This is a genomic window from Streptomyces sp. NPDC036764, from assembly GCF_055609385.1.
Genome location: NZ_JBVJPT010000003.1, coordinates 474294 through 496955, shown reverse-complemented (window position 1 = coordinate 496955; position 22662 = coordinate 474294). Strand labels below are relative to the sequence as shown.

Genomic DNA, 22662 nt, shown 5'->3' with positions numbered 1-22662 from the left:
GGGCGGGCAGCCGACGACACCGGTTTTCGTGCCCGCCGTCCCTGCCCGCCCGAAGTGCCCTACTGCGTGACCGTGAAGTTCCGCAGGATCGCCGCCGTCAGGCTCGGGTCGCCCTCCGTCTTCAGCCGGTCCGCCACCGACTCCGCCGTGACCCGGCCGCAGGCCAGGCGGACGTAGGTCTCCCAGTCGAGGGTGAGGGTGGCGGCGGGACCGAGCGCGGGGGCCGTTTCGAGGGTGCCGCGGCCCTGGATGTCGACGCGGATCGTGCGCAGGAACTCGATCGGGCCGTGCACGTCGAGGACGATCGCCGAGCTGCGCGGGGCGTCGGCCTTGGTGGCGACGATGTCGGGCAACTGGGAGAGGAGGACGTCCCGGGCCACGTGCGCGCCGGGGGAGTCGAGGTTGCCGGGGCGGCCGAGGGCGGCGCGCAGGTCCTGCTCGTGCACCCACACGTTGAAGGCGTGGCCGCGCATCGATTCTTCGAGCGTGATCTCCGCGCCGAGCTGCCCGCGCACCTTGGTGCCCGGGTCACGGGACTCGTTGCGCAACTGCCGGTTGCGGCGGATGATCGTGTACTCGAGCTCGGAGGTCATCTCCGGTGCCGTGTGGTGACGGCGGACGTCGACCTGCATCTCCATGTACCGCTGGTGGTCGTTGGTGACGTGGAAGAGGTCGCGCGGGAGCGTGTGGATGGGGCGCGGGTCGCCGAGCATCTCGCAGTCCAGGCCGATGACATGCGAGACCACATCGCGCACCGACCAGCCGGGGCAGGGCGTTCGCCGGTTCCACTCGCCTTCGACGAGCGGCGTCACGAGCTCGGATATCGCATCGATGGAGTGGGTCCAGGCGTCGGCGTAGGGCTGGAGGGTGGGATGCAGACTCACGGAACGGGACCCCTCGGCGGTCGGTACACGGGCGGGTTGTGGCGGCGTTGCCAGTGGGAGGTGGCGGCTGTCGGCGGGTGTCTTGAACGCTAAGTTACGCTGCTGTGAGGCACCCCGGCAGTGCTTTCGTGTGACGATCGTAGGCCCGTGTGGATGCCCTTGTGGACCGCTCGAATGCCAGGACGGTGGTACTGTGCGCGCCTCTCTGCTCCAGATCGACGTCAATGAGGGCGAATCGGTCGAATCGCGTCGAGTGCGCGTAGCGTCCCTCGTCCGGGAACAGGCCGGGTCGGCCGACCTCGTGGTACTGCCCGAACTGTGGACCACCGGCGCCTTCGCCTACGAGGGGTTCGGCAGCGAGGCCGAGCCGCTCGACGGGCCGACGTACGAGGTGATGGCGAAGGCCGCGAGCGACGCGGGCGTGTGGCTGCACGCGGGCTCGATCCCCGAGCGGGATCCGGAAGGGCCCCTCTACAACACCTCTCTCGTCTTCTCCCCCTCCGGTGAGCTGGCCGCCGCGTACCGGAAGATCCACCGGTTCGGCTTCGACAAGGGCGAGGCGGTGCTGATGGCCGCGGGCGAGGACCTTGTGACGGTCCGGCTGCCCGAGACCACGCTGGGCCTGGCCACCTGCTACGACCTCCGTTTCCCCGAACTCTTCCGCTCTCTCGTCGACGCCGGCGCCGAGACCCTGGTCGTCCCCGCGGGCTGGCCGGAGCGCCGCCGGGCGCACTGGACGCTGCTGGCTCAGGCGCGGGCGGTGGAGAACCAGGCGTTCGTGCTCGCCTGTGGAACGGCCGGGACGCACGCCGGAGTTCCGCAGGCCGGTCACTCGATCGTGGTCGATCCGTGGGGCGAGGTGCTGGCGCAGGCCGGTGCGGGGGAGCAGGTCCTGACGGTGGAGTTCGACCCGGGCAAGGTCGCGGTGACGCGGGATCAGTTCCCGGCGCTCAAGGACCGCATGCTGGGGCTGCCGGCACCACGCCGCTGACCCGGGCCGGCCTCAGTCGTCTTTCCGGTCCTTCTCCGCCAGGTGGATCACACACACCGCCACCGCGATCAGCAGCGCCGGATCGGCGTCGTCCCGGACGACGTCCACGCCGTAGGTGTCGCGGATGTGCATCCAGCGGCGGGAGACCACGGCCAGGAGTTCGCCGTCGTACTCGACGGCGAACTCGCGGTCCAGGATCTTGCCGCTGACGTCGAGTTCCGTGCTGCCGTCGGCCAGGGCCACCCGGTAGTGGTTGCGCAGCAGGGACAGCCGTTTACGGCGGATCGTGGCGAGCGGTCCTCCGTCGCGTTCGATCACCATCGTGTCGCGCAGGGCGAACATCTTCTGGTGGATGTCGATGACGACGTTGCCCTGCGTGTCCTTCAGCTCGAAGGTGTCCCGCAGCCGCATCGCCTTGCCGTCGACGAGGAACACCTTGTTGCCCCGGTCGTCCTCGATCCAGTAGTCGTCACCGAAGCCGAGAAGCCGGTCGCGTACGAGGAATCTCATGACACGAGGGGTTCCCCGCCGCCCGGGCCGAAACGCCGTCTGTAGGCCGACGGACTGAGCCCGGTCTCGCGCCGCACGCGCGTGCGCAGGTTCGCCGCGGTGCCGAGTCCGCTGCGTGCCGCGACCACGTCCAGGCGTTCCTCGCCGCGCTCGATCAGCCGGCACGCGAGCGTGACCCGCTCCCCCGTCAGCCAGGCCAGCGGCGTCGTCCCGAGCTGTGCCCGAAAGCGCCGGTGCAGGGTCGCCGGCGACACCGCCGCCCGCGCGGCCAGGTCCGCCACGGTCAGCGGCTCCCCCAGCCGCGCCTGGGCCCACGCCAGCAGCGGGGCGAGCGACTCGTCCGGCACGTCCGGCAGCGGCCGCTCCACGAACTGCTTCTGCCCGCCGTCCCGGTGCGCGGCGAACACCAGCCTGCGGGAGACGGCGTTGGCCACCTCGGCGCCATGGTCCCGCCGTACGACGTGCAGGCACAGGTCGAGCGCGGCGGCGCTGCCCGCGGCGGTCAGGATGTCGCCGTCGTCGACGAACAGCACGTCCGGTTCCAGCAGGACCGTCGGATGCAGCGCCCGGAAGATGTCGGCCCAGCGCCAGTGGGTGGTGGCCCGGCGCCCATCCAGCAGCCCGGCCTCGGCGAGCGCGAAGCTTCCGGTGCACAGGCTCATCACGCGCGCCCCACGCGCGTGCGTGCGGCCGATGGCGTCGAGTACGGCGGCCCCGCGCGGGACGACGTTGTCCGGGCGGCCGGGCACGACGAGGGTGTCCGCCTCGTCGACCGCGTCCAGCGGGGCCACGCCGGTCATCGTGAAGAAGCCGTGGTTCATCCGCACCTCGCGCGTGGGCGCGCACAGCGTCACGTCGTACAGCGGCCCGGCGAGCCCCAGCTCGGGCCGCGGCAGCCCGAACAGCTCGGTCGCGACGCCGACCTCGAACGGGTTGGTGCCCTCGTCGACGATCACGGCCACCCGGTGCCCCGGCCGCTGAGAGGATCCTTGCGACATATGCGATTCCTAGCACTCGTACGGCGCCGGGACCACCCCGCACGATGAGCGCATGGAACCCATCTCGCTCGACGCGGCCCTCGCCTCCTTCACCCAGACCTGGAGCCCGCGCATCGTCACGGCCGTCAACGACTACGACGTCCGCGTGGCCAAGGTCGACGGCGAACACGTCTGGCACGTCCACGACCACACCGACGAGTTCTTCCTGGTCCTCGACGGCGAACTGCACATCTCTCTGCGCGAGGACGGCACGGAACGCACGGTCGTCCTCCCCAGGGGCTCGGTCTTCACGGTCCCCCGCGGCATCGAACACAAGCCGTACGCCCCCGCCCCGGCGGCCATCCTCCTCCTCGAACCCACCGGCACCCTGACCGTCGGCGACCGCCACGACGAGATACCGGCCCATGTGGACGCGACCACCGGGCACGCCCTGACCTGAGTGTCAGTGCGGGGTGGCACTCTTGGGGCATGACCGACTCCGCCCCGCGCCGCGTGCGCGTCCGCGCCCCCGAGCTGGTCGGCGCGGGCGGCTGGCTGAACACGGGCGATCGCTCGTACACCCTGGCCGACCTGCGAGGGCGCATCGTCGTACTCGACTTCTGGACGTTCTGCTGCATCAACTGCCTGCACGTCCTGGACGAGCTCAGGCAACTGGAGCGCAAGCACCGGGACACGGTGGTCGTCATCGGGGTGCACTCGCCGAAGTTCGTGCACGAGGCCGAGCACGAGGCGGTCGTCGACGCCGTGGAGCGCTACGGCGTCGAGCACCCCGTCCTGGACGACCCCGAGCTCGCCACCTGGAAGCAGTACGCGGTGCGGGCCTGGCCGACGCTCGTCGTGATCGACCCCGAGGGCTACGTCGTCGCCCAGCACGCGGGCGAGGGCCATGTGCACGCCATCGAGCGCCTGGTGACCGAGCTGGAGGCCGAGCACGAGGCCAAGGGCACCCTGCGGCGCGGCGACGGACCGTACGTGCCACCGGAGCCGGAGCCGACCGTGCTGCGCTTCCCGGGCAAGGCACTGCTCCTGCCGTCCGGGAACTTCCTGGTCAGCGACACCACCCGGCATCAGCTCGTGGAGCTGGAGGCGGACGGGGAGACGGTCGTCCGGCGGATCGGCCAGGGCAGCCGCGGGCTCACCGACAGCACCTCGGTGCGCTCGCGCTTCACCGAACCGCAGGGCCTGGCGCTGCTGCCGGACGGCTCCGTGGTCGTCGCCGACACGGTGAACCACGCACTGCGGCGCTTCGACCCCGGCAGCGGCCGCACCACCACCCTCGCGGGCACCGGCCACCAGTGGATGCGGGGCGACGCCACATCCGGCCCCGCGCGCGAGGTCAACCTGTCCTCACCGTGGGACGTGGCGTGGTGGCAGGGCAAGGTCTGGATCGCCATGGCCGGCATCCACCAGCTATGGGTGTACGACCCGGACTCCGGCACCGTCTCCGTCACCGCCGGCACCTCCAACGAGGGCCTCGTCGACGGTCCCGGAGCAGAGGCCTGGTTCGCCCAGCCGTCGGGCCTCGCGGCGACGCCCGACCGGTTGTGGCTGGCCGACTCGGAGACCTCGGCGCTGCGCTGGGTCGACCTCGACGGCGCCGTCCACACCGCCGTCGGCACCGGCCTGTTCGACTTCGGCCACCGTGACGGAACCGCCGAACAGGCCCTGCTCCAGCACCCGTTGGGTGTCACGGCCCTGCCCGACGGCTCGGTCGCGATCAGCGACACCTACAACCACGCCCTGCGCCGCTACGACCCGGCGACCGGCGAGGTCACCACCCTCGCGACGGACCTGCGGGAGCCGTCGGACGCGGTGCTGGCCGGCGACGACATCGTGGTGGTGGAGTCGGCCCGGCACCGGCTCACCCGGCTGCGCCTGCCCGAGGAGGCCGTACGCGTCGAGTCGGTCGCCCACCGCACCCAGCGCGCGGCCACCGAAGTCGCCCCCGGCAAGCTGCACCTGGACGTGATCTTCCAGGCCCCGGCGGGCCAGAAGCTGGACACCCGGTACGGCCCCTCGACCCGCCTGCTGGTCTCCTCGACCCCACCGGAGCTGCTGCGCACGGGCGAGGGTGCGGGCACCGACCTCTCCCGCACCCTCGAACTCGACCCGTCCGTCCCGGAGGGCGTCCTGCACGTCTCGGCGATGGCCGCCTCCTGCGACGACGACCCTGCCAACGAATATCCGGCCTGCCATGTCCACCAACAGGACTGGGGCGTGCCGGTCCGCCTGACCGATACGGGCGCCGACCGACTTCCGCTGGTGCTGGCCGGGATGGACGCTCAGACGCCGTAGCCGTCGCTGTATCCGTCCCGCCGGTGGTGGTGGTGTTCGTCCTCGACGACCGGAGTCGTCGGCGGCACCACCACCCGCTTGCGCCGGGCGATGCTGCTGAACGTGGTGACGCCGATCAGTCCCACGATCATGAAGATGACCCCGACCAGATCGAGGTTGACGCCGTCCATCTCCCAGTCGGTCGCGAATGTGAGGATGGCTCCCACGGCGATGAGGATGATGCATCCGCCGAGGCCCATATGTGTCGCCTCCCTGTCCGGTGGTTCCGGTCGGAGGCGGGTACCCCACGTATCCCGGACTACCCCTCCAGGAACGCCACCAGCGAGTTCGCCAGCAGCCACGGGTCGTCCGCGCCGCACAACTCCCGCACGCTGTGCATCGAGAGGATCGCCACCCCGATGTCGACGGTCTTGATGCCGTGCCGGGCCGCGGTGATCGGGCCGATGGTGGTGCCGCAGGGCATGGAGTTGTTGGAGACGAAGGACTGGAAGGGGACTTCGGCCTTCTCGCAGGCCGCCGCCCACACCGCCCGGCCCGAACCGTCGGTCGCGTAGCGGTTGTTGACGTTGACCTTCAGGATCGGCCCGCCGTTGACGCGCGGGTGGTGCGTCGGGTCGTGGCGCTCGGCGTAGTTGGGGTGGACCGCGTGGCCGGTGTCGGAGGAGAGACAGACGGTGCCCGCGAAGGCGCGCGCCCGGTCCTCGTACGACCCGCCGCGCGCGAACACCGAGCGCTCCAGGACGCTGCCCAGCAGCGGCCCGTCCGCACCCGTGTCGCTCTGCGAGCCGTTCTCCTCGTGGTCGAAGGCCGCCAGCACCGGGATGCAGGACAGCTCGGCGCCCGAGCCGGCCACTGCGGCCAGCGCGGCCGTACCGGCGTGCACCGACAGCAGGTTGTCCATGCGGGGACCGGCGACGAGCTCGTTGTCCCGGCCCAGGTAGGCGGGCGCCTCGATCGAGTGGACCATCAGGTCCCAGCCCGTGACCTCGCCGGCCGTCAGTCCGGCCGTCTCCTCCAGGAAGGCGATGAGGTCGCCGTCGCGCACGTCGCCGAGGCCCCAGACGGGCTGGAGGTGCCGCTGCTTGTCGAGCTTGAGCCCCTCCGCCGAGACCGAGCGGTCCAGGTGGATGGCGAGCTGGGGGACGCGCAGCAGCGGGCGGTCCACGTTCACCAGCCGCGTCGAGCCGTCCCGCAGCGTCAGCCGGCCGGCGAGGCCCAGGTCGCGGTCGAGCCAGGAGTTGAGCAGCGGTCCGCCGTAGATCTCCACGGCCACCTGACGCCAGCCGTGCCCACCGGTGTCGGGCAGCGGCTTCACCCGCAGGTTGGGGGAGTCCGTGTGCGCGCCGACGACCCGGAACGGCGTGTGGGGCGCCGCGCCCTCGAGGACGTACCAGGCCACGATCGCGCCACCGCGCAGCACGTATTTGCCACCGCTCGTTCCGTCCCAGGCGTCCGTCTCCGAGACCTGCCTGAATCCGGCCTTCTCCAGCCTCTCGGCGGCGTTCGCCACGGCGTGGTACGGCGACGGGCTCGCCGCCAGGAAGGACATGAGGTCGTCGGTGTGGCCGCGATCGAAGCGGGGGGGTTCGCTCATGGGGTTCACCTTAACGACGTACGAGGGCCCGCTCCCGGAGAAGGGGAGCGGGCCCTCGTAAGGGCGATGTGGAATGTCCGTGAGTGACTGGAACGACTGGCTGGAAGGGCGGTGAAGGCCCGGTCCGGCTAGAAGGCCGCCTCGTCCAGCTCCATCAGGTCCAGATCGACGCCCTCGGCGAGCTTGCGCGCACCGGTGACGCCCGGCAGGACGTTGGCCGCGAAGAACTTCGCCGCCGCGATCTTGCCGGTGTAGAACGCCTTGTCCTTGGCCGACGCCGTCTGGAGCTTCTCGGCGGCGACCGCGGCACCCTTGAGCAGCAGGTAGCCGACGACGACGTCACCGGAGGCGAGCAGCAGGCGGCTGGTGTTCAGGCCCACCTTGTAGATGTTCTTGACGTCCTGCTCGGTGGCCGCGAGGTCGGTCAGCATCAGGCCGACGATGGCCTCCAGCTCGACGGCGGCCTTCGCGAGGTGCTCGCGGGCGCCGGCCAGCTCCTCGCCGCCCTCGGCGAGCGCCAGGAACTTCTTGATGTCCTCGGCGAGCGAGTTCAGCGCCGCGCCCTGGTTGCGGACGATCTTCCGGAAGAAGAAGTCCTGGCCCTGGATCGCGGTCGTGCCCTCGTACAGGGTGTCGATCTTGGCGTCGCGGATGTACTGCTCGATCGGGTACTCCTGGAGGAACCCGGAGCCGCCGAAGGTCTGGAGCGACTGCGCGAGCTGCTCGTAGCCCTTCTCGGAGCCGTAGCCCTTCACGATCGGCAGCAGCAGGTCGTTCAGCGCGTGCTCGGCCTTGACGTCCTCGCCCGCGGCCTCCTTGACGGCGATCGCGTCCTGGATCGAGGCGGTGTACAGCACCAGGGCACGCATGCCCTCCGCGTACGCCTTCTGCGTCATCAGCGAGCGGCGCACGTCGGGGTGGTGGGTGATGGTGACCTTGGGCGCGGACTTGTCCATGAAGTTCGCGAGGTCGGGACCCTGGACGCGCTCCTTGGCGTACTCCAGCGCGTTCAGGTAGCCCGTCGACAGCGTGGAGATCGCCTTCGTGCCGACCATCATGCGAGCGAACTCGATGATGCGGAACATCTGGCGGATGCCCTCGTGCTTGTCGCCGATCAGCCAGCCCTTGGCGGGGTGCTGGTCGCCGAAGGTCATCTCGCAGGTGTTGGAGGCCTTCAGGCCCATCTTGTGCTCGACGTTCGTGGCGTAGACGCCGTTGCGCTCGCCCAGCTCGCCGGTCTCGAAGTCGAAGAGGTACTTCGGGACGAGGAAGAGGGACAGGCCCTTGGTGCCCGGACCGGCACCTTCCGGCCGCGCGAGCACGTAGTGAAGGATGTTCTCCTCCATGTCGTGCTCACCAGAGGTGATGAACCGCTTCACGCCCTCGATGTGCCAGGAGCCGTCCTCCTGCTGGACCGCCTTGGTGCGGCCGGCGCCGACGTCGGAACCCGCGTCGGGCTCGGTCAGCACCATGGTGGAACCCCAGGTCCGCTCCACGGCGATCTGGGCGATCTTCTTCTGTACGTCGTTGCCCTCGTCGTAGAGGATCCCGGCGAACGCCGGACCGGAGGAGTACATCCACACGGCCGGGTTCGAGCCGAGGATCAGCTCCGCGTACGACCAGATCAGCGACGGGGGAGCCGTCGTACCGCCGATGGCCTCCGGGAGACCGAGCCGCCAGTACTCCGAGTCCATGAAGGCCTTGTAGCTCTTCTTGAAGGACGCCGGGACCGGCGCGGTGTTCGTCTCGGGGTCGAAGACCGGCGGGTTGCGGTCGGCGTCCGCGAAGGACTCCGCCAGCTCGTTCTCGGAGAGGCGGGTCAGCTCCTCCAGGATGCTCTTCGCGGTCTCGACGTCCATCTCCTCGAAGGGACCCGTGCCATACAGCTTGTCGCGTCCCAGTACTTCGAAGAGGTTGAACTCGATGTCGCGGAGGTTCGACTTGTAGTGCCCCATGGTGACGACTCCGTAGAGGGATCGGCGAGGCACTTGGATCCTCGCGCTAGTTCACGTACCAACAAGTAGCTACGATGATGCTACCCGCCAGTAATAAGACGCAACCCCGATCCGCAATCTGTGACAGGTCACACCGGAACCGTCAGTGTCGCCGTGTATCCCTGCGTCACGCTCCCCTTCATCGCGGCCGTCTGCCGGTCGTGGCCGTCGCTGAAGATCCCGTCGGTCTCCAGGGAGAGACCGCTCAGGTTGCGCACGCTCTCGGCGTAGCCGTCCGAGGCGTACACCGTGTCGCAGACGTCCTTCGGGAAGGCGAGCTGAGAGGTGTTCGTGACGGACGTCGCCGCGGTGGCGTCCGCGAGGCTGCCGTACACCTCGAAGTGGATGTGCGGCCAGCGGCCCGCGTAACAGCCGGGGAAGACGCTCCTGAAGGTGACCCGGCCCTCGTCGTCGGTCTCCTGCACACCGCGCAGGTAGTTCTCCTCGGTGACGTCGTCCGAGTACAGGGAGTAGTTGCCGTCCCGGTCGCAGTGCCAGATGTAGACGGCGGCGCCCTTCTTCGGCGTCCCGCAGCCCGAGGCGGCGTCCACGACGGTGAGCGTGACGGTCAGGGGCACGCCCTCGGCGGTGCCGCCCGCGGACTCGCCGAAGCTGCTGGTGATGTCGCTGCGCACGACACCGCTCTCCTTCAGCACGTTCACGCCGTTCGAGCCGTCGCCGGGGAACGGCCCCGCGGTCTCCTCCGGGATGGTCGCGCACTCGGCGGACGACGAGGAGGCGGGGTCGCCGGAGCCCTTGGGGGAGGCGCCGGCCGAGGTCTCGTCCTCGGACGTGCAGCCCACCAGCGGGATCAGGCCCGCCCCCGCCATCAGCCGGATCATGCGGCGGCGGGCGAGGACGGGGAGGTCGTAGGAGAGCCCCCGGTCGTGCTCGTGGACCTCGGCGTCGTCGTGTGGGTGCATGGCTGTCCCCTTGCCGGTGCGGTGCCGTGCGCGGCACTTCTCGCGTTGCGGCCGACGCTATGAGCGGTCGCGGTGCGAAACCAGCGCGGTGACTGTCGAGTCGCTGTCAAGTCGCTGTCGGTTTGCCCGAGGCCCCGTCCCGGTCCGCCGCCCCGGCGGCTCTCGGTACGCTTGCGCCCATGTACGGCTACGACCAGAACGGTGCACAGCAGCAGTACGCCCCGCCGCAGCAGCCCATGGCCGGTGGCGTCGGCGGGTACGGCCAGCAGCCGCCGCTCTACCCCGAGCCGTCCCCGCCCTCGCTCGCGGACGCGGTGCGCGCCTTCACCACCGGGCAGATGTCCGCCGAGGACTTCCAGCAGGTCTTCGCGACGTCCAAGGTCTACTGCCCGCGCGGCGACAACCCGGGCTTCCTCGCCCTGCACAACACCCAGCAGCCGGTGATCCCGATGTTCACCTCGCTGAAGGAGCTGCGCAGGTACGCGGGCAAGGAGTCCAAGTACTTCGTCATCACCGGCGCCGAGGTGATCGACCTGCTGCCGACCGGCTACGGCTTCGTCGTCGACATGGAGGGCGAGCACCGCATGGTCTTCGACGCGAAGGCCGTGGAGCAGATGGTGGAGTTCGCGATGCGGCGGATGTACGGGTAGCGCCTCGCGGGGTGCCGCGCCGGGTTGAGTGGCGTCTGCGGGTTCGTTGTGGCCGGTCGCGCCCACGCGGCGGAGCCGCATATTGATACAGCCCCGCGCCCCTGGGGGCGTTCAGGAGCCCGGTGTTTTGAGGCGCAGCGCCAGGCCGTCGAGGACGATGTCCAGGGCCGCCGCGAACTTTGCGTCCCGCATGGTTGCCGGGTCGGTGGTGGCGACCTGCTCCGTCTCGGCGTAGCCCTTCGCCAGGTGTTCGTGCTCCGCCACCGCCTGCTGGGCCGCGGGCATCAGGCGTGCGATGAACTCGGCCTCCGTCTCGCCGGAACGGGCGACCGTGATGAGCCAGGCGCCCTCGGTGGTGCTCATCCCGATGACGTACGACAGGACGGCGTCGATCGCCCCGCTAGGGTCCGGGAACCCGGCGGCCGTGAACAGGGCGGCCAAGCGCTCCGAGTACGACATGAGGTTGGGGCCGAGGTAGGCGAGGCCCGCCTGGCCGAGGACCGAGGACAGCCACGGGTGCCGTAGCGCCGTCGTACGGAAGGAGTGCGCGGCCTGCGCCACGGCCGCGCGCCAGTCGGGGCTGTCCGCCGGTGGTACGTGGATCTCGGCGGCGACCTCGTCGACGGCCAGCTCCATCAGCTCGTCCTTGGTCGCGACGTGCCGGTAGAGGGAGGCCGCGCCGGCGTTCAGCCTGGTGGCGAGCTTGCGCATGCTCAGCGCCTCCACGCCCTCCGCGTCCAGCATGACGATCGCCTCGCGCACGATCGTGGCCCGGCTGAGCGTGGGCTGGTCGGACTCGCGCTGGGGGCGGGCCCACACGGAGGGGATGGAGCTCTGCTTCGTCGTCCTGGCGGCCATCGGCACTCCTTCGCATCCCTGCGTACATCGTTCGCATCGAGCGTACAGGAATGAGGTGTTGCGAACACTGTTCCGCTGTGCGTACAGTGTTCGCAACGAAGGAACGGTGTTCACGAACCGGAGGGGAACGTCATGGACGTCAAGGGAACGCGTGATCCGCACCGCTGGTGGATCCTGATCGTGCTCTGCCTGAGCACGCTGGTGCTGGTCGTCGACAGCATGGCGCTGACCGTCGCGGTGCCGGTGATGACCGGGGAGCTCGGGGCGAGCGCGCAGGAGACCCAGTGGATCCTGGACTCCTACATCCTGGTGTTCGCGGGTCTGCTGCTCACCGCCGGCAGCCTGGGCGACCGGTTCGGACGCCGCAAGGTGATGCTGATCGGGCTCCTGCTCTTCGGGGCGGCGTCACTGGCCGCGACCTGGTGCGCGAACCCCGGTGAGGTGATCGCCGTTCGCGTCGCGATGGGTGTCGGCGGGGCGCTGATCATGCCGTCCACCCTGTCGATCCTCATCACCGTCTTCGACGAGGAGGAGCGTGGCAAGGCGATGGCGGCCTGGAGCTCGGTGTCGATGCTCGGACTGGTCGGCAGCCCGGTGCTCGGCGGTGTCCTGATCGAGCACTTCTCCTGGCAGTCGATCTTCTTCGTCAACGTGCCGATCGTGGCGCTCGCCGTCGTCGCCGGTCTGACGCTGATGCCGGAGTCCAGGGCACCCTGGCAGAAGCCGGACCCGCTCGGCGCGGTGCTGTCGGCGGTCGGGATGACGGCCCTGGTCTGGTGGATCATCGAGCTCCCGCAGCACGCGGTGTGGACCGCCGCCCTGCCCGTGGCCCTGGTGTCCCTGGCCGGCTTCGTGGTCTGGGAGAACGTCACCAAGTCCCCGATGGTCCCGCTGGTCCTCTTCAAGCACCGCAACTTCAGCGGCGGTTCGCTCTCCCTGGCGCTCGTCCAGATCGGCAACGGCGGTCTGCTGCTGGTCCTGACCCAGTACCTCCAGTTCGTGCTCGGCTACTCGCCGATCAAGGCGGGCCTCGCCTTCCTGCCGCTGGCGATCACGGCCCTCGTCGGCAACGGCGTCGGGGTCAAGCTCGCCGCGAAGTACGGCAACCGGTGGGTGATCCTCGCGGGGATGCTGGTGATGGTCGCCTGCTTCGCGCTGCTGACCACGGTCTCGGCGGACTCCGGCTTCACTGTCCCGGCGGTGGCGCTCGGTCTGCTCGGCCTCGGCGCGGGCCTGGCGATGCCGGCCGCGGTGGGCGCGCTGATGGGCACGATCCCCGAGGACAAGGCGGGCGTCGGCTCCGCCCTGAACGACACCGTCCAGCAGTCCGGCACCGCCCTCGGCATCGCGATCCTCGGCTCGCTGCTGTCGAGCGGCTTCGCGGACCGGATGCCCGAGGGGGTGCCCGAGGAGGCGAAGCACTCGATCGCCGGTGCGGTCGCCGGCGGCGACGCCGGTCTGATCGCGGCGGCCCGCGAGGCCTTCACCGCCTCGATGTCCACCACCTTCACGGTCAGCGCGATCGGTGTGCTCGCCGCGGCGCTGCTGGCGACCCTGGTCATGCGCGACGACCGGCGGGCGCCGCAGGAGCCGGCCGGCGCCCCCGAGGAGCAGCCCGAACTGGTCGGCTGACCCCATCGGACCGGCTCTTCCTGACACACTGAGCCGCCGTCGAAGCACCGGATCCTCGTGACGAAGGCCGGCGCCCGCCCCGGGTGTCGGCCTTCGGCGTGCCCGGCGGGAATGGTTGCCGCGCCTTTCCCGTTAGAGGTGGCAAGAAGTTCAATGCTCAACTAAACTGGCCGCACAAGGAGGTACCGACATGCCTGCAGTGACCGTCGAGAACCCGCTGACGCTGCCCCGCGTCGCCGCGCCCGCGGATGCGGTGGCCCGTCCCGTGCTCACCGTCACGACCGCGCCGAGCGGGTTCGAGGGTGAGGGCTTCCCGGTGCGCCGTGCGTTCGCCGGGATCAACTACCGCCACCTGGACCCGTTCATCATGATGGACCAGATGGGCGAGGTGGAGTACGCGCCGGGTGAGCCCAAGGGCACCCCCTGGCACCCGCACCGCGGCTTCGAGACCGTCACCTACATCATCGACGGGATCTTCGACCACCAGGACTCCAACGGCGGTGGTGGCACCATCACCAACGGGGACACCCAGTGGATGACGGCCGGCTCGGGTCTGCTGCACATCGAGGCCCCGCCGGAGTCGCTGGTCATGTCCGGCGGTCTCTTCCACGGCCTGCAGCTCTGGGTGAACCTCCCGGCCAAGGACAAGATGATGGCGCCGCGCTACCAGGACATCCGCGGTGGCAACGTCCAGCTCCTCACCTCCCCCGACGGCGGCGCGCTGCTGCGTGTCATCGCCGGCGAGCTGGACGGCCACCAGGGTCCCGGCATCACCCACACCCCGATCACGATGATCCACGCGACCCTCGCCCCGGGCGCGGAGATCACCCTGCCGTGGCGCGAGGACTTCAACGGCCTCGCGTACGTCCTCGCGGGCCGCGGTGCCGTGGGCGCCGAGCGCCGTGCGATCCACATGGGCCAGACGGCGGTGTTCGGCGAGGGCGGTTCGCTGACCGTCCGCGCCGACGAGAAGCAGGACTCGCACACGCCGGACCTGGAGGTCGTCCTCCTCGGCGGGCAGCCGATCCGTGAGCCGATGGCCCACTACGGCCCGTTCGTCATGAACACCAAGGACGAACTCATGCAGGCCTTCGAGGACTTCCAGAAGGGCCGGCTCGGCACCGTCCCGGCGGTCCACGGAATGAACGGCGAGGGTCCGTCCGAGGCCTGACCCCGCCCGGTACCCGGTACGACGAGGCCCGCAGCCGCACCCCTCGGTGTGGCTCCGGGCCTTTCGTCACCCGCCCGGTCCGTCCGCGGACGACAGCCCCGCTCCGCGCGTGATCCGCTGGAACCGTGCAGGCCCCCACCCCGCTGCTCCCCGATCCCGTACGGCGGCTCGCCTCCTGGTGTGCGGTCGTGCTGCTCGTCGCCGGGGTGGTCTACGTCGGGATCCGGCTGGCCGTGGAATTCAGTACGGCCGTGGTGCCCGTGCTGCTCGCGCTGCTGGGGACGGCGCTGCTCGGGCCGCTGCACCGGCGGCTGGTGAAGGCCAAGGTCAACCGGTCGGTCGCCGCCGCGCTCACCTGCGTCGCCGTGGTCGCCGTCGTCGGCGGGGCCGTGTACATCGTCGTCGCCGCGATCGTGGACAGCGGCGACGAGATCGTCGCCTCGCTCAAACAGGCGGGCCGGGATCTCGCGGACCACTTCGGGGCCGCCGGGACCTCGCTGGACGACATCGCCACCAACGCCAGGGAGCTGCTCACCAAGTTCGGCGGGACGGCCGCCTCCGGGGTCATCAGCGGGGTGAGCGTCGTGGGCGAGACCATCGCCATCGCCGTGCTCGCGCTGCTGCTGGTCTTCTTCTTCCTGCGGGACTCCGACCGGGCCGCGGGCGCCCTGCGGTCCGTCGTTCCGCACGGGAGCGCGGACGTCGTGGAGGCCATGGCCCGGCGCGCCTTCCAGGCGGTGGAGGGGTTCATGCGGGGCACCACCCTCATCGCCCTCATCGACGCCGTCTGCATCACGGTCGGGCTGGTGATCCTCGACGTGCCCGGCGCGGTCGGGCTCGGCGCGCTCGTCTTCGTCGGCGCCTACATCCCCTACCTCGGCGCGTTCGTCTCCGGCGCCGTGGCCGTGCTCGTCGCCCTCGCCGACCGGGGGTTCGTCATCGCGCTGTGGGTGCTGGGGGTCGTGCTCGCCGTGCAGGTGCTGGAGGGACATGTGCTCCAGCCCGCGATCCAGAGCCGGACCGTGCAGATGCACCCGGCCGTCGTCATGCTGACGATCACCGCGGGCGCCTCCGTGGCCGGGATCCTCGGCATGCTGCTCGCCGTCCCGCTCACCGCCGCCGCGTTCGGCGTCGCACATGAGCTGAGGGAGCGTTACGGCAGCTCCACGTCGACGTCAACCATGACCTCGACCGGGCCCGAGCCGCCTGCGGAGGCGTCGGAGCCCTCGGACTCGTAGAACTCGAACCAGATGCTCTTGCCCTCGCCGCGAGGGTCGACGCCCCATTCCTGGGCCAGCAGCTCGATCAGCATCAGGCCCCGCCCGGACGAGGCCAGCTCCCCGGGACTGCGCCGGTGCGGCAGGTCGTCGCTGGTGTCGGTGACCTCGACGCGCACCCGGCGCTCGCCCGGCTCGCCCCGTACCTCCGCCAGCAGCAGCGCGTCGGCGTCGGTGTGCACGAGGACGTTCGTCAGCGTCTCCGACACCAGCAGGACCGCGGAGTCGACCTGGTCCTCCGAGGACCAGTCGTGCAGCAGCTCCCGCAACTGCTGCCGGGCCACCCCGACCCGCTCCGGCTCGGCCTGCGCGACCGACAGCACGGTGCGCCGGATCGTCGGCCGCAGGGTCGCGGTGTCGCCGTCCCCCTGCCGGCGCAGCAGCAGTACCGCTATGTCGTCCTCGCGCCGGTCGGCAAGCGGGCCGGTGGTGTGGTGGGAGGACGGGCCGTGGACGGCCTGGACCAGGGCGTCGGCGAGCCCCTCCAGGTCGCCGTCGTGCTCCTCCAGGATCGAGCGGATGCGCTTCCAGCCGGTCTCCAGGTCGTGGCCGCCGGTCTCGATCAGGCCGTCCGTGCAGATCAGCATGGTCTCGCCGGGTTCCAGGGTGATCCTGGTCGTCGGATAGTCGGCGTCCGGATCGATGCCCAGCGGCAGACCGCCGGCCGTGGGGCGGGCCAGCACCGTGCCGTCGGTCATCCGGATCGCCGGGTCCGGGTGCCCGGCGCGGGCGATGTCCAGCAGGCCGGACGAAGGGTCGACCTCGACGTACAGGCAGGTGGCGAAGCGCAGGTCGGACGGGTCCTCGTCGGGGGAGCCGAAGGTCATCCCGTGCAGGAAGCGGGAGGCGCGGGACAGGACGGCATCGGGGCGGTGGCCCTCGGAGGCGTAGGCGCGCAGGGCGATACGGAGCTGGCCCATCAGGCCCGCCGCCCGCACGTCATGGCCCTGGACATCGCCGATGACGAGCGCGAAGCGGCCTCCCCCGAACTCGGTTCGGGAGGTGCCCCCGGGCAGCGGGATCATGTCGTACCAGTCGCCGCCGACCTGGAGTCCCCCGCCGGTCGGGACATAGCGCGCGGCGACGTCCATGCCCGGTATCTCGGGGCCCAGCTTGGGCAGCATCGAGCGCTGGAGACCGTCCGTCAGCTCCCGTGCGGACTCGGCGGCCTCGGCGCGCGTGAGGGCCTGGGCGAGCATGCGGGCCACCGTCGTCAGCACGGAGCGTTCGTCCGGCGTGAAGGCGACCGGATAGGTGAACGCCGCCATCCAGGCGCCCATCGTGCGTCCGGCCACGGTGAGCGGCAGGAACGCCCAGGACTGCCGGTCGAAGTGCGCGGCGAGCGGCCAGGTGACCGGGTAGCGGTCCTTGTACTTCTCGGGCGAGGACAGGTAGACGGCACGGCCGGTGCGGACCACCTCGGCGGCCGGGTAGTCCGTGTCCAGGGCCATATGCGTGAAGGGGTCCTCGTCACCGGGCTTGTGGCCGTGGTGCCCGATGATCGTCAGGCGATCGCCCGTCACCCCGAAGACCGCGAGCCCGTCCGGTGAGAAGCCCGGCATCGACAGACCGGCCGCGACCCGCAGCACCTCGGCCGTCGATCTCGCCTCGGCCAGCGCCCGGCCCGCGTCCAGCAGGAACGCCTCCCGCGAGCGCCGCCAGTCGCCGGTGACGGCCGTACGCCCGGCGGAGGTGCCCGGCACCGGCTCGGTGACCTCCTGGAGGGAGCCGGTGACCTCGTACGACCGCTTCTCGCGGTCGAAGGACGCGTGGAAGCGGCTGCGGCCGACCCGGACGACCCGGCCCAGTTCGTCCATGATCCGCACCCGCACCTCGCCGAGCGTGCCCTCGGCGACGGCGAGCTGGATCACCCCGCTGATCTCGTTCCAGTCCACCGGGTGCAGTCGGGCCCGTACCTGGGCCTGGCTGAGCGTGGCCCGTTCGGAGGGCAACCCCAGCAGTCGTGCCGCCTCCGCGTCGACGGTCACCAGTCCCGTGGCGGTGTTCCAGTGCCACAGTCCGGTCGCGAGGGCGGCCAGAACCTCCCCCACGGCGGGCAGGGGCTCACCAGTGCGCATTGCCCCACTCTAAGAAGAGGTGATCGAACGCTGCCACCGAAGCTGTAGAGGGCATCCGGTCCTGGGGCCCCGGGGGTACGGCGAAATGGTGGGGAGGCGATCTTGGGCTGCCCGGTAGGCTTGGGGGAGTTTCACGTGAAACAAAACCCCTGATTCAAGGGAACCAAGCCCCCGATCCGCGAAGGCTGGATGAACGACGATGCATCGGTACAGGTCCCACACCTGCGGCGAGCTCCGCTCCTCTGACGTCGGTACCGACGTCCGGCTGAGTGGCTGGCTGCACAATCGGCGCGACCTGGGCGGCATCCTCTTCATCGATCTGCGCGATCACTACGGCATCACGCAGCTCGTGGCCCGTCCCGGCACGCCCGCGTACGAGGCCCTGGACAAGCTGTCCAAGGAGTCCACGGTCCGGATCGACGGCAAGGTCGTCTCCCGTGGCGCCGAGAACATCAACTCCGAGCTGCCCACCGGCGAGATCGAGGTCGAGGTCGGCGAGGTCGAGCTGCTCGGCGCGGCCGCCCCGCTGCCCTTCACGATCAACACCGAGGACGGGGTCAACGAGGAGCGGCGCCTGGAGTACCGCTTCCTGGACCTGCGCCGCGAGCGCATGCACCGCAACATCCTGCTGCGTACGTCGGTCATCTCGGCGATCCGCCACAAGATGACGGCGCTGGGCTTCAACGAGATGGCGACGCCGATCCTGTCCGCCACCTCCCCCGAGGGCGCCCGCGACTTCGTCGTCCCCTCCCGCCTGAACCCGGGCAAGTTCTACGCCCTGCCGCAGGCCCCGCAGCAGTTCAAGCAGCTTCTGATGATCTCCGGCTTCGACCGCTACTTCCAGATCGCGCCTTGCTTCCGCGACGAGGACGCGCGTGCGGACCGCTCGCCCGGCGAGTTCTACCAGCTCGACGTCGAGATGAGCTTCGTCGAGCAGGAGGATGTCTTCCAGCCGATCGAGCAGCTCATGACCGAGCTGTTCGAGGAGTTCGGCGGCGGCCGTCACGTCACCTCGCCGTTCCCGCGGATCCCGTTCCGCGAGGCGATGCTGAAGTACGGCTCCGACAAGCCGGACCTGCGCGCCCAGCTCGAACTCGTCGACATCACCGACATCTTCGAGGGCTCGGAGTTCAAGGCGTTCGCCGGCAAGCACGTGCGCGCGCTGCCGGTACCGGACGTCTCCGCCCAGCCCCGGAAGTTCTTCGACCAGCTCGGTGACTTCGCGGTCTCGCAGGGCGCCAAGGGTCTGGCCTGGGTCCGCGTCGCCGAGGACGGCTCGCTGTCCGGCCCGATCGCCAAGTTCCTCACCGAGGAGAACGTCGCCGAGCTGACCAAGCGCCTGTCGCTGGCCGCCGGTCACGCCGTGTTCTTCGGCGCGGGCGAGTTCGACGAGGTCTCGAAGATCATGGGTGCGGTGCGGGTCGAGGCCGCCAAGCGGGCCGGGCATTTCGAGGAGGGCGTCTTCCGGTTCTGCTGGATCGTCGACTTCCCGATGTACGAGAAGGACGAGGAGACCGGCGCGATCGACTTCTCGCACAACCCGTTCTCCATGCCGCAGGGCGGCCTTGAGGCCCTTCAGACCCAGGACCCGCTGGACATCCTGGGCTGGCAGTACGACATCGTCTGCAACGGCGTCGAGCTGTCCTCCGGCGCGATCCGGAACCACGAGCCGGAGATCATGCTGAAGGCGTTCGAGATCGCGGGCTACGACCGTGAGACCGTCGAGGAGAAGTTCGCCGGCATGCTGCGCGCGTTCCGCTTCGGCGCCCCGCCGCACGGCGGCATCGCCCCCGGCGTCGACCGCATCGTCATGCTTCTCGCGGACGAGCCCAACATCCGCGAGACCATCGCCTTCCCGCTCAACGGCAACGCCCAGGACCTGATGATGGGCGCGCCGACGGAGCTGGAGGAGGCCCGGCTGAAGGAGCTGCACCTCTCGGTGCGCAAGCCGCAGCCGAAGTAGGCGGCATGTCGTGAGGTGGCTCGGAACCGACGCAGGTTCCGAGCCACTTCTCTTTGTGCGGCACATGCAGGGCTCTCACCCAGCCCTTACCTAAGCCTCTGACAGGCGCGGTCCCTACCTTCCCTGCACATGACGGGAAACCAGACGGCCGAAGGGCCGAAACACAAGCGGGACCTCACGCGTCGCAAGGTCGTCGCGGCCGGCGCGGGCGCGGCGGTCGCGGTGGGCGTCGGCGGCACCCTCGCGGCGGGCGCCTTCGCGGGTGAGTCCGGTGCGACGGGCGCGAAGGCATCGGCGAGCAGCACCTCCACCGGTGCCGAGGCCTGTTACAAGCTCACCTCGGAGACCACCGAGGGCCCCTACTACATCGACGCCGACAAGCTCCGCCGGGACATCACCGAGGACCAGGAGGGCATCCCGCTCACCCTCCGCCTCAAGGTGATCGACGCCGAGACCTGCAAGCCCATCAGGAACGCCGCCGTCGACATCTGGCACTGCAACGCGCTGGGCGTGTACTCCGGATACGAGGACATGGGCAGCGGCGGTGGCGGCGGGGGCGGCACCCCGCCGTCCGGTGAGCCGACGGGCGAGCCCCCGTCCGGTGAGCCCTCGGGTGGGCCCGGTGGCGGAGGCGGCGTCCACCAGGAGCCGACGGACGACGAGCGCTATCTGCGCGGCACCTGGAGGACGGACCGTAGCGGCCTGGTGGAGTTCCGGACGGTCTTCCCCGGCTGGTACCAGGGCCGGTGCGTCCACATCCACACCAAGGTCCATGTGAGCGGCACCTGGACGGACGCCGGGTACGAGGGCGGCAACACCTGCCACACCGGTCAGTTCTTCTTCGACGAGGAGAGCGTGCTCGCCTCCGCGGAGGTGGCGCCGTACTCCACGAACACCACCACCCGCACCACGCTCGACGAGGACACCATCTACCCGGACAACGGGACCGAGGGCGGCCTGCTGAAGCTGAGGTACCGGAAGAACGACATCGCGAAGGGCGTCGTCGCGACGATCACGATGGGCGTCGATCCCGAGGCCACGCACGACGGCACGGACGACGCGGTCCAGCCCGGAGCGTCGGCGTCGGCGAGCTGACGCGTACCTGAGGGCCTGGAGGAGCGGGAGGCGGGCGTCATTCCTCCGTGGGCGGCCGCAGTGCCTCCTGCTCCAGCAGGCGCTCCGCGATGTCGTCCGCCCAGGCCCGCACCCACCGGCGCAGGGCCGGGACCGACTCCGCGTCCACGCCCCGGGCGGTGAACTCCCGGTCGTCCAGCAGTTCCGTGGCCTCCAGACGGGACTGGAGGTCGGCCGGGTCGAACTCGTCCCAGGCGTGACGGCGGCCCTGTTCCTCCAGGTCGGGGAAGCTCCAGTGGGCCGCGGCGGCATAGACGTCGGTCAGGTCGCGGGCGGTGCCCCGGTCGGCCAGCGCGCGGACCTCGGTGCCGATGAGGTCCTCGAGGGAGAGGGCCGGGCCCAGGCCGGTCGTCACGGGCCGGTGCCAGAGGGTTTCCTTGAGCAGATCGACCGGGTGTTCCTCCGCTCCTTCCACGCCGGTGACCAGGAGGCGGGCGGACAGCGGGTCGACCTCCAGGGGGCGCACCAGCCAGCCACGCTCCGTCAGGCCCGCGCGGACCGCTGCCGCGACCCGGTCCATCGGTTCGGGGGTCTCGGTGGCCACTTCCAGCGGCCCTTCCACCGAGGACTCCGGCGAAAGCCGCGGCATCAGGCCATGGGCTCGGACCGCGTACCCGCCGGCCAGCACGAGCGGGTAGGGGGCGCCGATCGTGAGGACGTCGGTCAGCAGGTGGTGGCGGAGCGGGATCATCGTGCGCCGATTATGGCGGCCCCGCCGAGCCGGCCGGACTCGGCGGGGCCGGACGGCCGGGCTACTTCGCCACGAACTGCGTAAGGATCGCCTGCACCTCGTAGATGTCGACGCCCTTGGTGAACGTCTTCTCGATCGGGGCCGGCGTTCCCGAGACCCAGATCTTCAGCTCGGCGTCCAGGTCGAAGGTGCCGGCGGTCTCGACGGCGAAGTGCGTGATGCTGCGGTACGGGATGGAGTGGTACTCCACCTTCTTGCCGGTGATGCCCTGCTTGTCGACCAGGATCAGACGGCGGTCGGTGAACAGGATGGTGTCGCGTATCAGCAGGTAGGCGGCGTGCACCTGCTCACCGTGACCCAGCAGCCGGGCGAAGTCCTGCTGTGCCTGCCCCGGGTCGATGGTGTGCGCGTTACCGAAGAGCGCCATGAATGGATCCCCCCACGTGATGGCTCTACATGATCTTCGCAATGTATAGCGCCTCGGAGGGGGCCAGGCATAGAGGTGTAAACGATCAGGTGTCGTACGAACCGTCCCAGGGCGCGCCGAAGCCCAGGTTGTCGGGAAGCAGCTCGGCCCACGCCTCCTCCTCGTCCTCTCCGGCGACGAGGCCGAACAGCACGCCGTCGACGGTGAGTTGGAAGGGGCGTATCGCGATGTCCGTGTACGTGCGCCGGGGCAGGCGGCGCAGCAGGGTCGCGAGATGGGCGCGGGCACGGGCCAGGGGCGAGTCGTGGCCGTGTGGGGCGCGCTGCTGCTCGGCCCAGGTGCCGGCACACCAGATCTCCGAGTCGCGGTACCTGCCCTCGGGGTCGAAGGTGTGCAGGACCGCGTAGAGGCGTTTGTGCTCTTCCCAGCCGTTGTCGAGTTCGAAGCCCTTGGGGAAGGCGTAGGTCACCGACCCCATGAACTGCCCGTCCTCGTAAAAGCCGATCGCCTCGGTGCGGCCGTGCGGCTCGTACGCGATCGGGATGACCTCAGGGACTGCCATGGCGGAAACCATACGGTCGTGCGGGGGGAC

Annotated in this window: 21 protein-coding genes; 9 read left to right on the top strand and 12 right to left on the bottom strand. The window is 70.3% G+C overall.

Annotated elements, in window-relative coordinates:
• Positions 1-59 precede the first annotated feature (59 nt).
• Complete coding sequence (locus ACZ69Q_RS17235; RefSeq protein WP_471042224.1) at positions 60-884, bottom strand: maleylpyruvate isomerase family mycothiol-dependent enzyme; 825 nt, start codon at positions 882-884, stop codon at positions 60-62.
• Between the two features lie 193 nt (positions 885-1077).
• Here ACZ69Q_RS17235 and ACZ69Q_RS17230 point away from each other — a divergent pair, with 193 nt between their 5' ends.
• Positions 1078-1875, top strand: a complete 798-nt coding sequence (locus tag ACZ69Q_RS17230; protein WP_471042222.1) for a carbon-nitrogen family hydrolase — start codon at positions 1078-1080, stop codon at positions 1873-1875.
• Positions 1876-1887: 12 nt separating this feature from the next.
• On the opposite strand, the gene ACZ69Q_RS17225 is transcribed toward ACZ69Q_RS17230, so the two are convergent.
• Positions 1888-2385: an LURP-one-related/scramblase family protein gene (locus ACZ69Q_RS17225; protein ID WP_471042221.1), complete on the bottom strand. Its 498-nt coding sequence runs from the start codon at positions 2383-2385 to the stop codon at positions 1888-1890.
• Entirely contained in the window at positions 2382-3383 is a 1002-nt protein-coding gene (locus ACZ69Q_RS17220) for a GlxA family transcriptional regulator (RefSeq protein WP_471042219.1), read from the bottom strand. The genes ACZ69Q_RS17225 and ACZ69Q_RS17220 overlap by 4 nt, the downstream gene beginning before the upstream one ends.
• Positions 3384-3435: 52 nt before the next feature.
• Here ACZ69Q_RS17220 and ACZ69Q_RS17215 point away from each other — a divergent pair, with 52 nt between their 5' ends.
• Entirely contained in the window at positions 3436-3822 is a 387-nt protein-coding gene (locus ACZ69Q_RS17215) for a cupin domain-containing protein (RefSeq protein WP_471042217.1), read from the top strand.
• A gap of 29 nt (positions 3823-3851) precedes the next feature.
• Entirely contained in the window at positions 3852-5678 is a 1827-nt protein-coding gene (locus tag ACZ69Q_RS17210) for an NHL domain-containing thioredoxin family protein (RefSeq protein ID WP_471042216.1), read from the top strand.
• Here the strand turns inward: ACZ69Q_RS17210 and ACZ69Q_RS17205 are convergent.
• The 4 genes from ACZ69Q_RS17205 to ACZ69Q_RS17190 form a co-directional block, all read right to left on the bottom strand.
• Positions 5666-5917 (bottom strand): DUF6458 family protein, encoded by a 252-nt coding sequence (locus tag ACZ69Q_RS17205; protein WP_471042215.1) that lies wholly within the window; start codon positions 5915-5917, stop codon positions 5666-5668. The two genes, ACZ69Q_RS17210 and ACZ69Q_RS17205, sit on opposite strands and share 13 nt — an antisense overlap.
• 59 nt (positions 5918-5976) lie before the next feature.
• On the bottom strand, positions 5977-7272 hold the full coding sequence (locus tag ACZ69Q_RS17200; protein WP_471042214.1) for a M18 family aminopeptidase: 1296 nt from the start codon (positions 7270-7272) through the stop codon (positions 5977-5979).
• Between the two features lie 128 nt (positions 7273-7400).
• The gene (locus tag ACZ69Q_RS17195) at positions 7401-9227 is read right to left on the bottom strand and encodes an acyl-CoA dehydrogenase (RefSeq protein ID WP_471042647.1); all 1827 of its coding nucleotides are present in this window, start codon (positions 9225-9227) and stop codon (positions 7401-7403) included.
• 128 nt (positions 9228-9355) lie between these two features.
• A complete protein-coding gene (locus ACZ69Q_RS17190; protein ID WP_471042212.1) occupies positions 9356-10189 on the bottom strand; it encodes an intradiol ring-cleavage dioxygenase in 834 nt (277 codons plus the stop codon).
• Between the two features lie 179 nt (positions 10190-10368).
• On the opposite strand from ACZ69Q_RS17190, the gene ACZ69Q_RS17185 reads away from it, so the two are divergent.
• Positions 10369-10839 (top strand): SseB family protein, encoded by a 471-nt coding sequence (locus tag ACZ69Q_RS17185; RefSeq protein WP_471042211.1) that lies wholly within the window; start codon positions 10369-10371, stop codon positions 10837-10839.
• Positions 10840-10950: 111 nt separating this feature from the next.
• Here the strand turns inward: ACZ69Q_RS17185 and ACZ69Q_RS17180 are convergent, their stop codons facing one another.
• Positions 10951-11697 carry a TetR/AcrR family transcriptional regulator C-terminal domain-containing protein gene (locus ACZ69Q_RS17180; protein ID WP_471042210.1) on the bottom strand — a complete coding sequence of 249 codons (747 nt, stop codon included), beginning with the start codon at positions 11695-11697 and terminating at the stop codon, positions 10951-10953.
• A gap of 132 nt (positions 11698-11829) precedes the next feature.
• On the opposite strand from ACZ69Q_RS17180, the gene ACZ69Q_RS17175 reads away from it, so the two are divergent.
• The 3 genes from ACZ69Q_RS17175 (at position 11830) to ACZ69Q_RS17165 (ending at position 15738) form a co-directional block, all read left to right on the top strand.
• Positions 11830-13329, top strand: a complete 1500-nt coding sequence (locus tag ACZ69Q_RS17175; RefSeq protein WP_471042209.1) for an MFS transporter — start codon at positions 11830-11832, stop codon at positions 13327-13329.
• A 190-nt stretch (positions 13330-13519) separates the two neighbouring features.
• A complete protein-coding gene (locus tag ACZ69Q_RS17170; RefSeq protein WP_471042207.1) occupies positions 13520-14500 on the top strand; it encodes a pirin family protein in 981 nt (326 codons plus the stop codon).
• Between the two features lie 125 nt (positions 14501-14625).
• Positions 14626-15738 (top strand): AI-2E family transporter, encoded by a 1113-nt coding sequence (locus ACZ69Q_RS17165; protein WP_471042206.1) that lies wholly within the window; start codon positions 14626-14628, stop codon positions 15736-15738.
• On the opposite strand, the gene ACZ69Q_RS17160 is transcribed toward ACZ69Q_RS17165, so the two are convergent.
• A complete protein-coding gene (locus ACZ69Q_RS17160) occupies positions 15654-17855 on the bottom strand; it encodes a SpoIIE family protein phosphatase (RefSeq protein ID WP_471042204.1) in 2202 nt (733 codons plus the stop codon). The genes ACZ69Q_RS17165 and ACZ69Q_RS17160 overlap by 85 nt on opposite strands.
• 199 nt (positions 17856-18054) lie before the next feature.
• Between ACZ69Q_RS17160 and aspS the strand changes: the two genes are divergently transcribed.
• Both aspS and ACZ69Q_RS17150 read left to right on the top strand, forming a co-directional pair.
• A complete protein-coding gene (gene aspS, locus ACZ69Q_RS17155) occupies positions 18055-19818 on the top strand; it encodes an aspartate--tRNA ligase (protein WP_471042203.1) in 1764 nt (587 codons plus the stop codon).
• A 129-nt stretch (positions 19819-19947) separates the two neighbouring features.
• Positions 19948-20913, top strand: a complete 966-nt coding sequence (locus ACZ69Q_RS17150) for an intradiol ring-cleavage dioxygenase (RefSeq protein ID WP_471042202.1) — start codon at positions 19948-19950, stop codon at positions 20911-20913.
• Between the two features lie 37 nt (positions 20914-20950).
• On the opposite strand, the gene ACZ69Q_RS17145 is transcribed toward ACZ69Q_RS17150, so the two are convergent.
• From ACZ69Q_RS17145 to ACZ69Q_RS17135, 3 genes are all read right to left on the bottom strand, one after another.
• Complete coding sequence (locus tag ACZ69Q_RS17145; RefSeq protein ID WP_471042200.1) at positions 20951-21643, bottom strand: nucleotidyl transferase AbiEii/AbiGii toxin family protein; 693 nt, start codon at positions 21641-21643, stop codon at positions 20951-20953.
• Positions 21644-21704: 61 nt separating this feature from the next.
• Positions 21705-22070: a PH domain-containing protein gene (locus ACZ69Q_RS17140; RefSeq protein ID WP_471042199.1), complete on the bottom strand. Its 366-nt coding sequence runs from the start codon at positions 22068-22070 to the stop codon at positions 21705-21707.
• An 85-nt stretch (positions 22071-22155) separates the two neighbouring features.
• Positions 22156-22632 (bottom strand): hypothetical protein, encoded by a 477-nt coding sequence (locus tag ACZ69Q_RS17135; RefSeq protein WP_471042198.1) that lies wholly within the window; start codon positions 22630-22632, stop codon positions 22156-22158.
• Positions 22633-22662: the final 30 nt, after the last annotated feature.

Excerpts from the sequence above, each read along its gene's own strand:
- ACZ69Q_RS17185 (WP_471042211.1), top strand. The coding sequence starts at position 10,369 with ATGTACGGCTACGACCAGAACGGTGCACAGCAGCAGTACGCCCCGCCG.
- ACZ69Q_RS17205 (WP_471042215.1), bottom strand. The coding sequence starts at position 5,917 with ATGGGCCTCGGCGGATGCATCATCCTCATCGCCGTGGGAGCCATCCTC.
- aspS (WP_471042203.1), top strand. The coding sequence starts at position 18,055 with ATGCATCGGTACAGGTCCCACACCTGCGGCGAGCTCCGCTCCTCTGAC.
- ACZ69Q_RS17145 (WP_471042200.1), bottom strand. The coding sequence starts at position 21,643 with ATGATCCCGCTCCGCCACCACCTGCTGACCGACGTCCTCACGATCGGC.
- ACZ69Q_RS17195 (WP_471042647.1), bottom strand. The coding sequence starts at position 9,227 with ATGGGGCACTACAAGTCGAACCTCCGCGACATCGAGTTCAACCTCTTC.
- ACZ69Q_RS17135 (WP_471042198.1), bottom strand. The coding sequence starts at position 22,632 with ATGGCAGTCCCTGAGGTCATCCCGATCGCGTACGAGCCGCACGGCCGC.
- ACZ69Q_RS17140 (WP_471042199.1), bottom strand. The coding sequence starts at position 22,070 with ATGGCGCTCTTCGGTAACGCGCACACCATCGACCCGGGGCAGGCACAG.
- ACZ69Q_RS17215 (WP_471042217.1), top strand. The coding sequence starts at position 3,436 with ATGGAACCCATCTCGCTCGACGCGGCCCTCGCCTCCTTCACCCAGACC.
- ACZ69Q_RS17170 (WP_471042207.1), top strand. The coding sequence starts at position 13,520 with ATGCCTGCAGTGACCGTCGAGAACCCGCTGACGCTGCCCCGCGTCGCC.
- ACZ69Q_RS17150 (WP_471042202.1), top strand. The coding sequence starts at position 19,948 with ATGACGGGAAACCAGACGGCCGAAGGGCCGAAACACAAGCGGGACCTC.
- ACZ69Q_RS17190 (WP_471042212.1), bottom strand. The coding sequence starts at position 10,189 with ATGCACCCACACGACGACGCCGAGGTCCACGAGCACGACCGGGGGCTC.
- ACZ69Q_RS17175 (WP_471042209.1), top strand. The coding sequence starts at position 11,830 with ATGGACGTCAAGGGAACGCGTGATCCGCACCGCTGGTGGATCCTGATC.
- ACZ69Q_RS17200 (WP_471042214.1), bottom strand. The coding sequence starts at position 7,272 with ATGAGCGAACCCCCCCGCTTCGATCGCGGCCACACCGACGACCTCATG.
- ACZ69Q_RS17180 (WP_471042210.1), bottom strand. The coding sequence starts at position 11,697 with ATGGCCGCCAGGACGACGAAGCAGAGCTCCATCCCCTCCGTGTGGGCC.
- ACZ69Q_RS17210 (WP_471042216.1), top strand. The coding sequence starts at position 3,852 with ATGACCGACTCCGCCCCGCGCCGCGTGCGCGTCCGCGCCCCCGAGCTG.
- ACZ69Q_RS17160 (WP_471042204.1), bottom strand. The coding sequence starts at position 17,855 with ATGCGCACTGGTGAGCCCCTGCCCGCCGTGGGGGAGGTTCTGGCCGCC.
- ACZ69Q_RS17225 (WP_471042221.1), bottom strand. The coding sequence starts at position 2,385 with ATGAGATTCCTCGTACGCGACCGGCTTCTCGGCTTCGGTGACGACTAC.
- ACZ69Q_RS17220 (WP_471042219.1), bottom strand. The coding sequence starts at position 3,383 with ATGTCGCAAGGATCCTCTCAGCGGCCGGGGCACCGGGTGGCCGTGATC.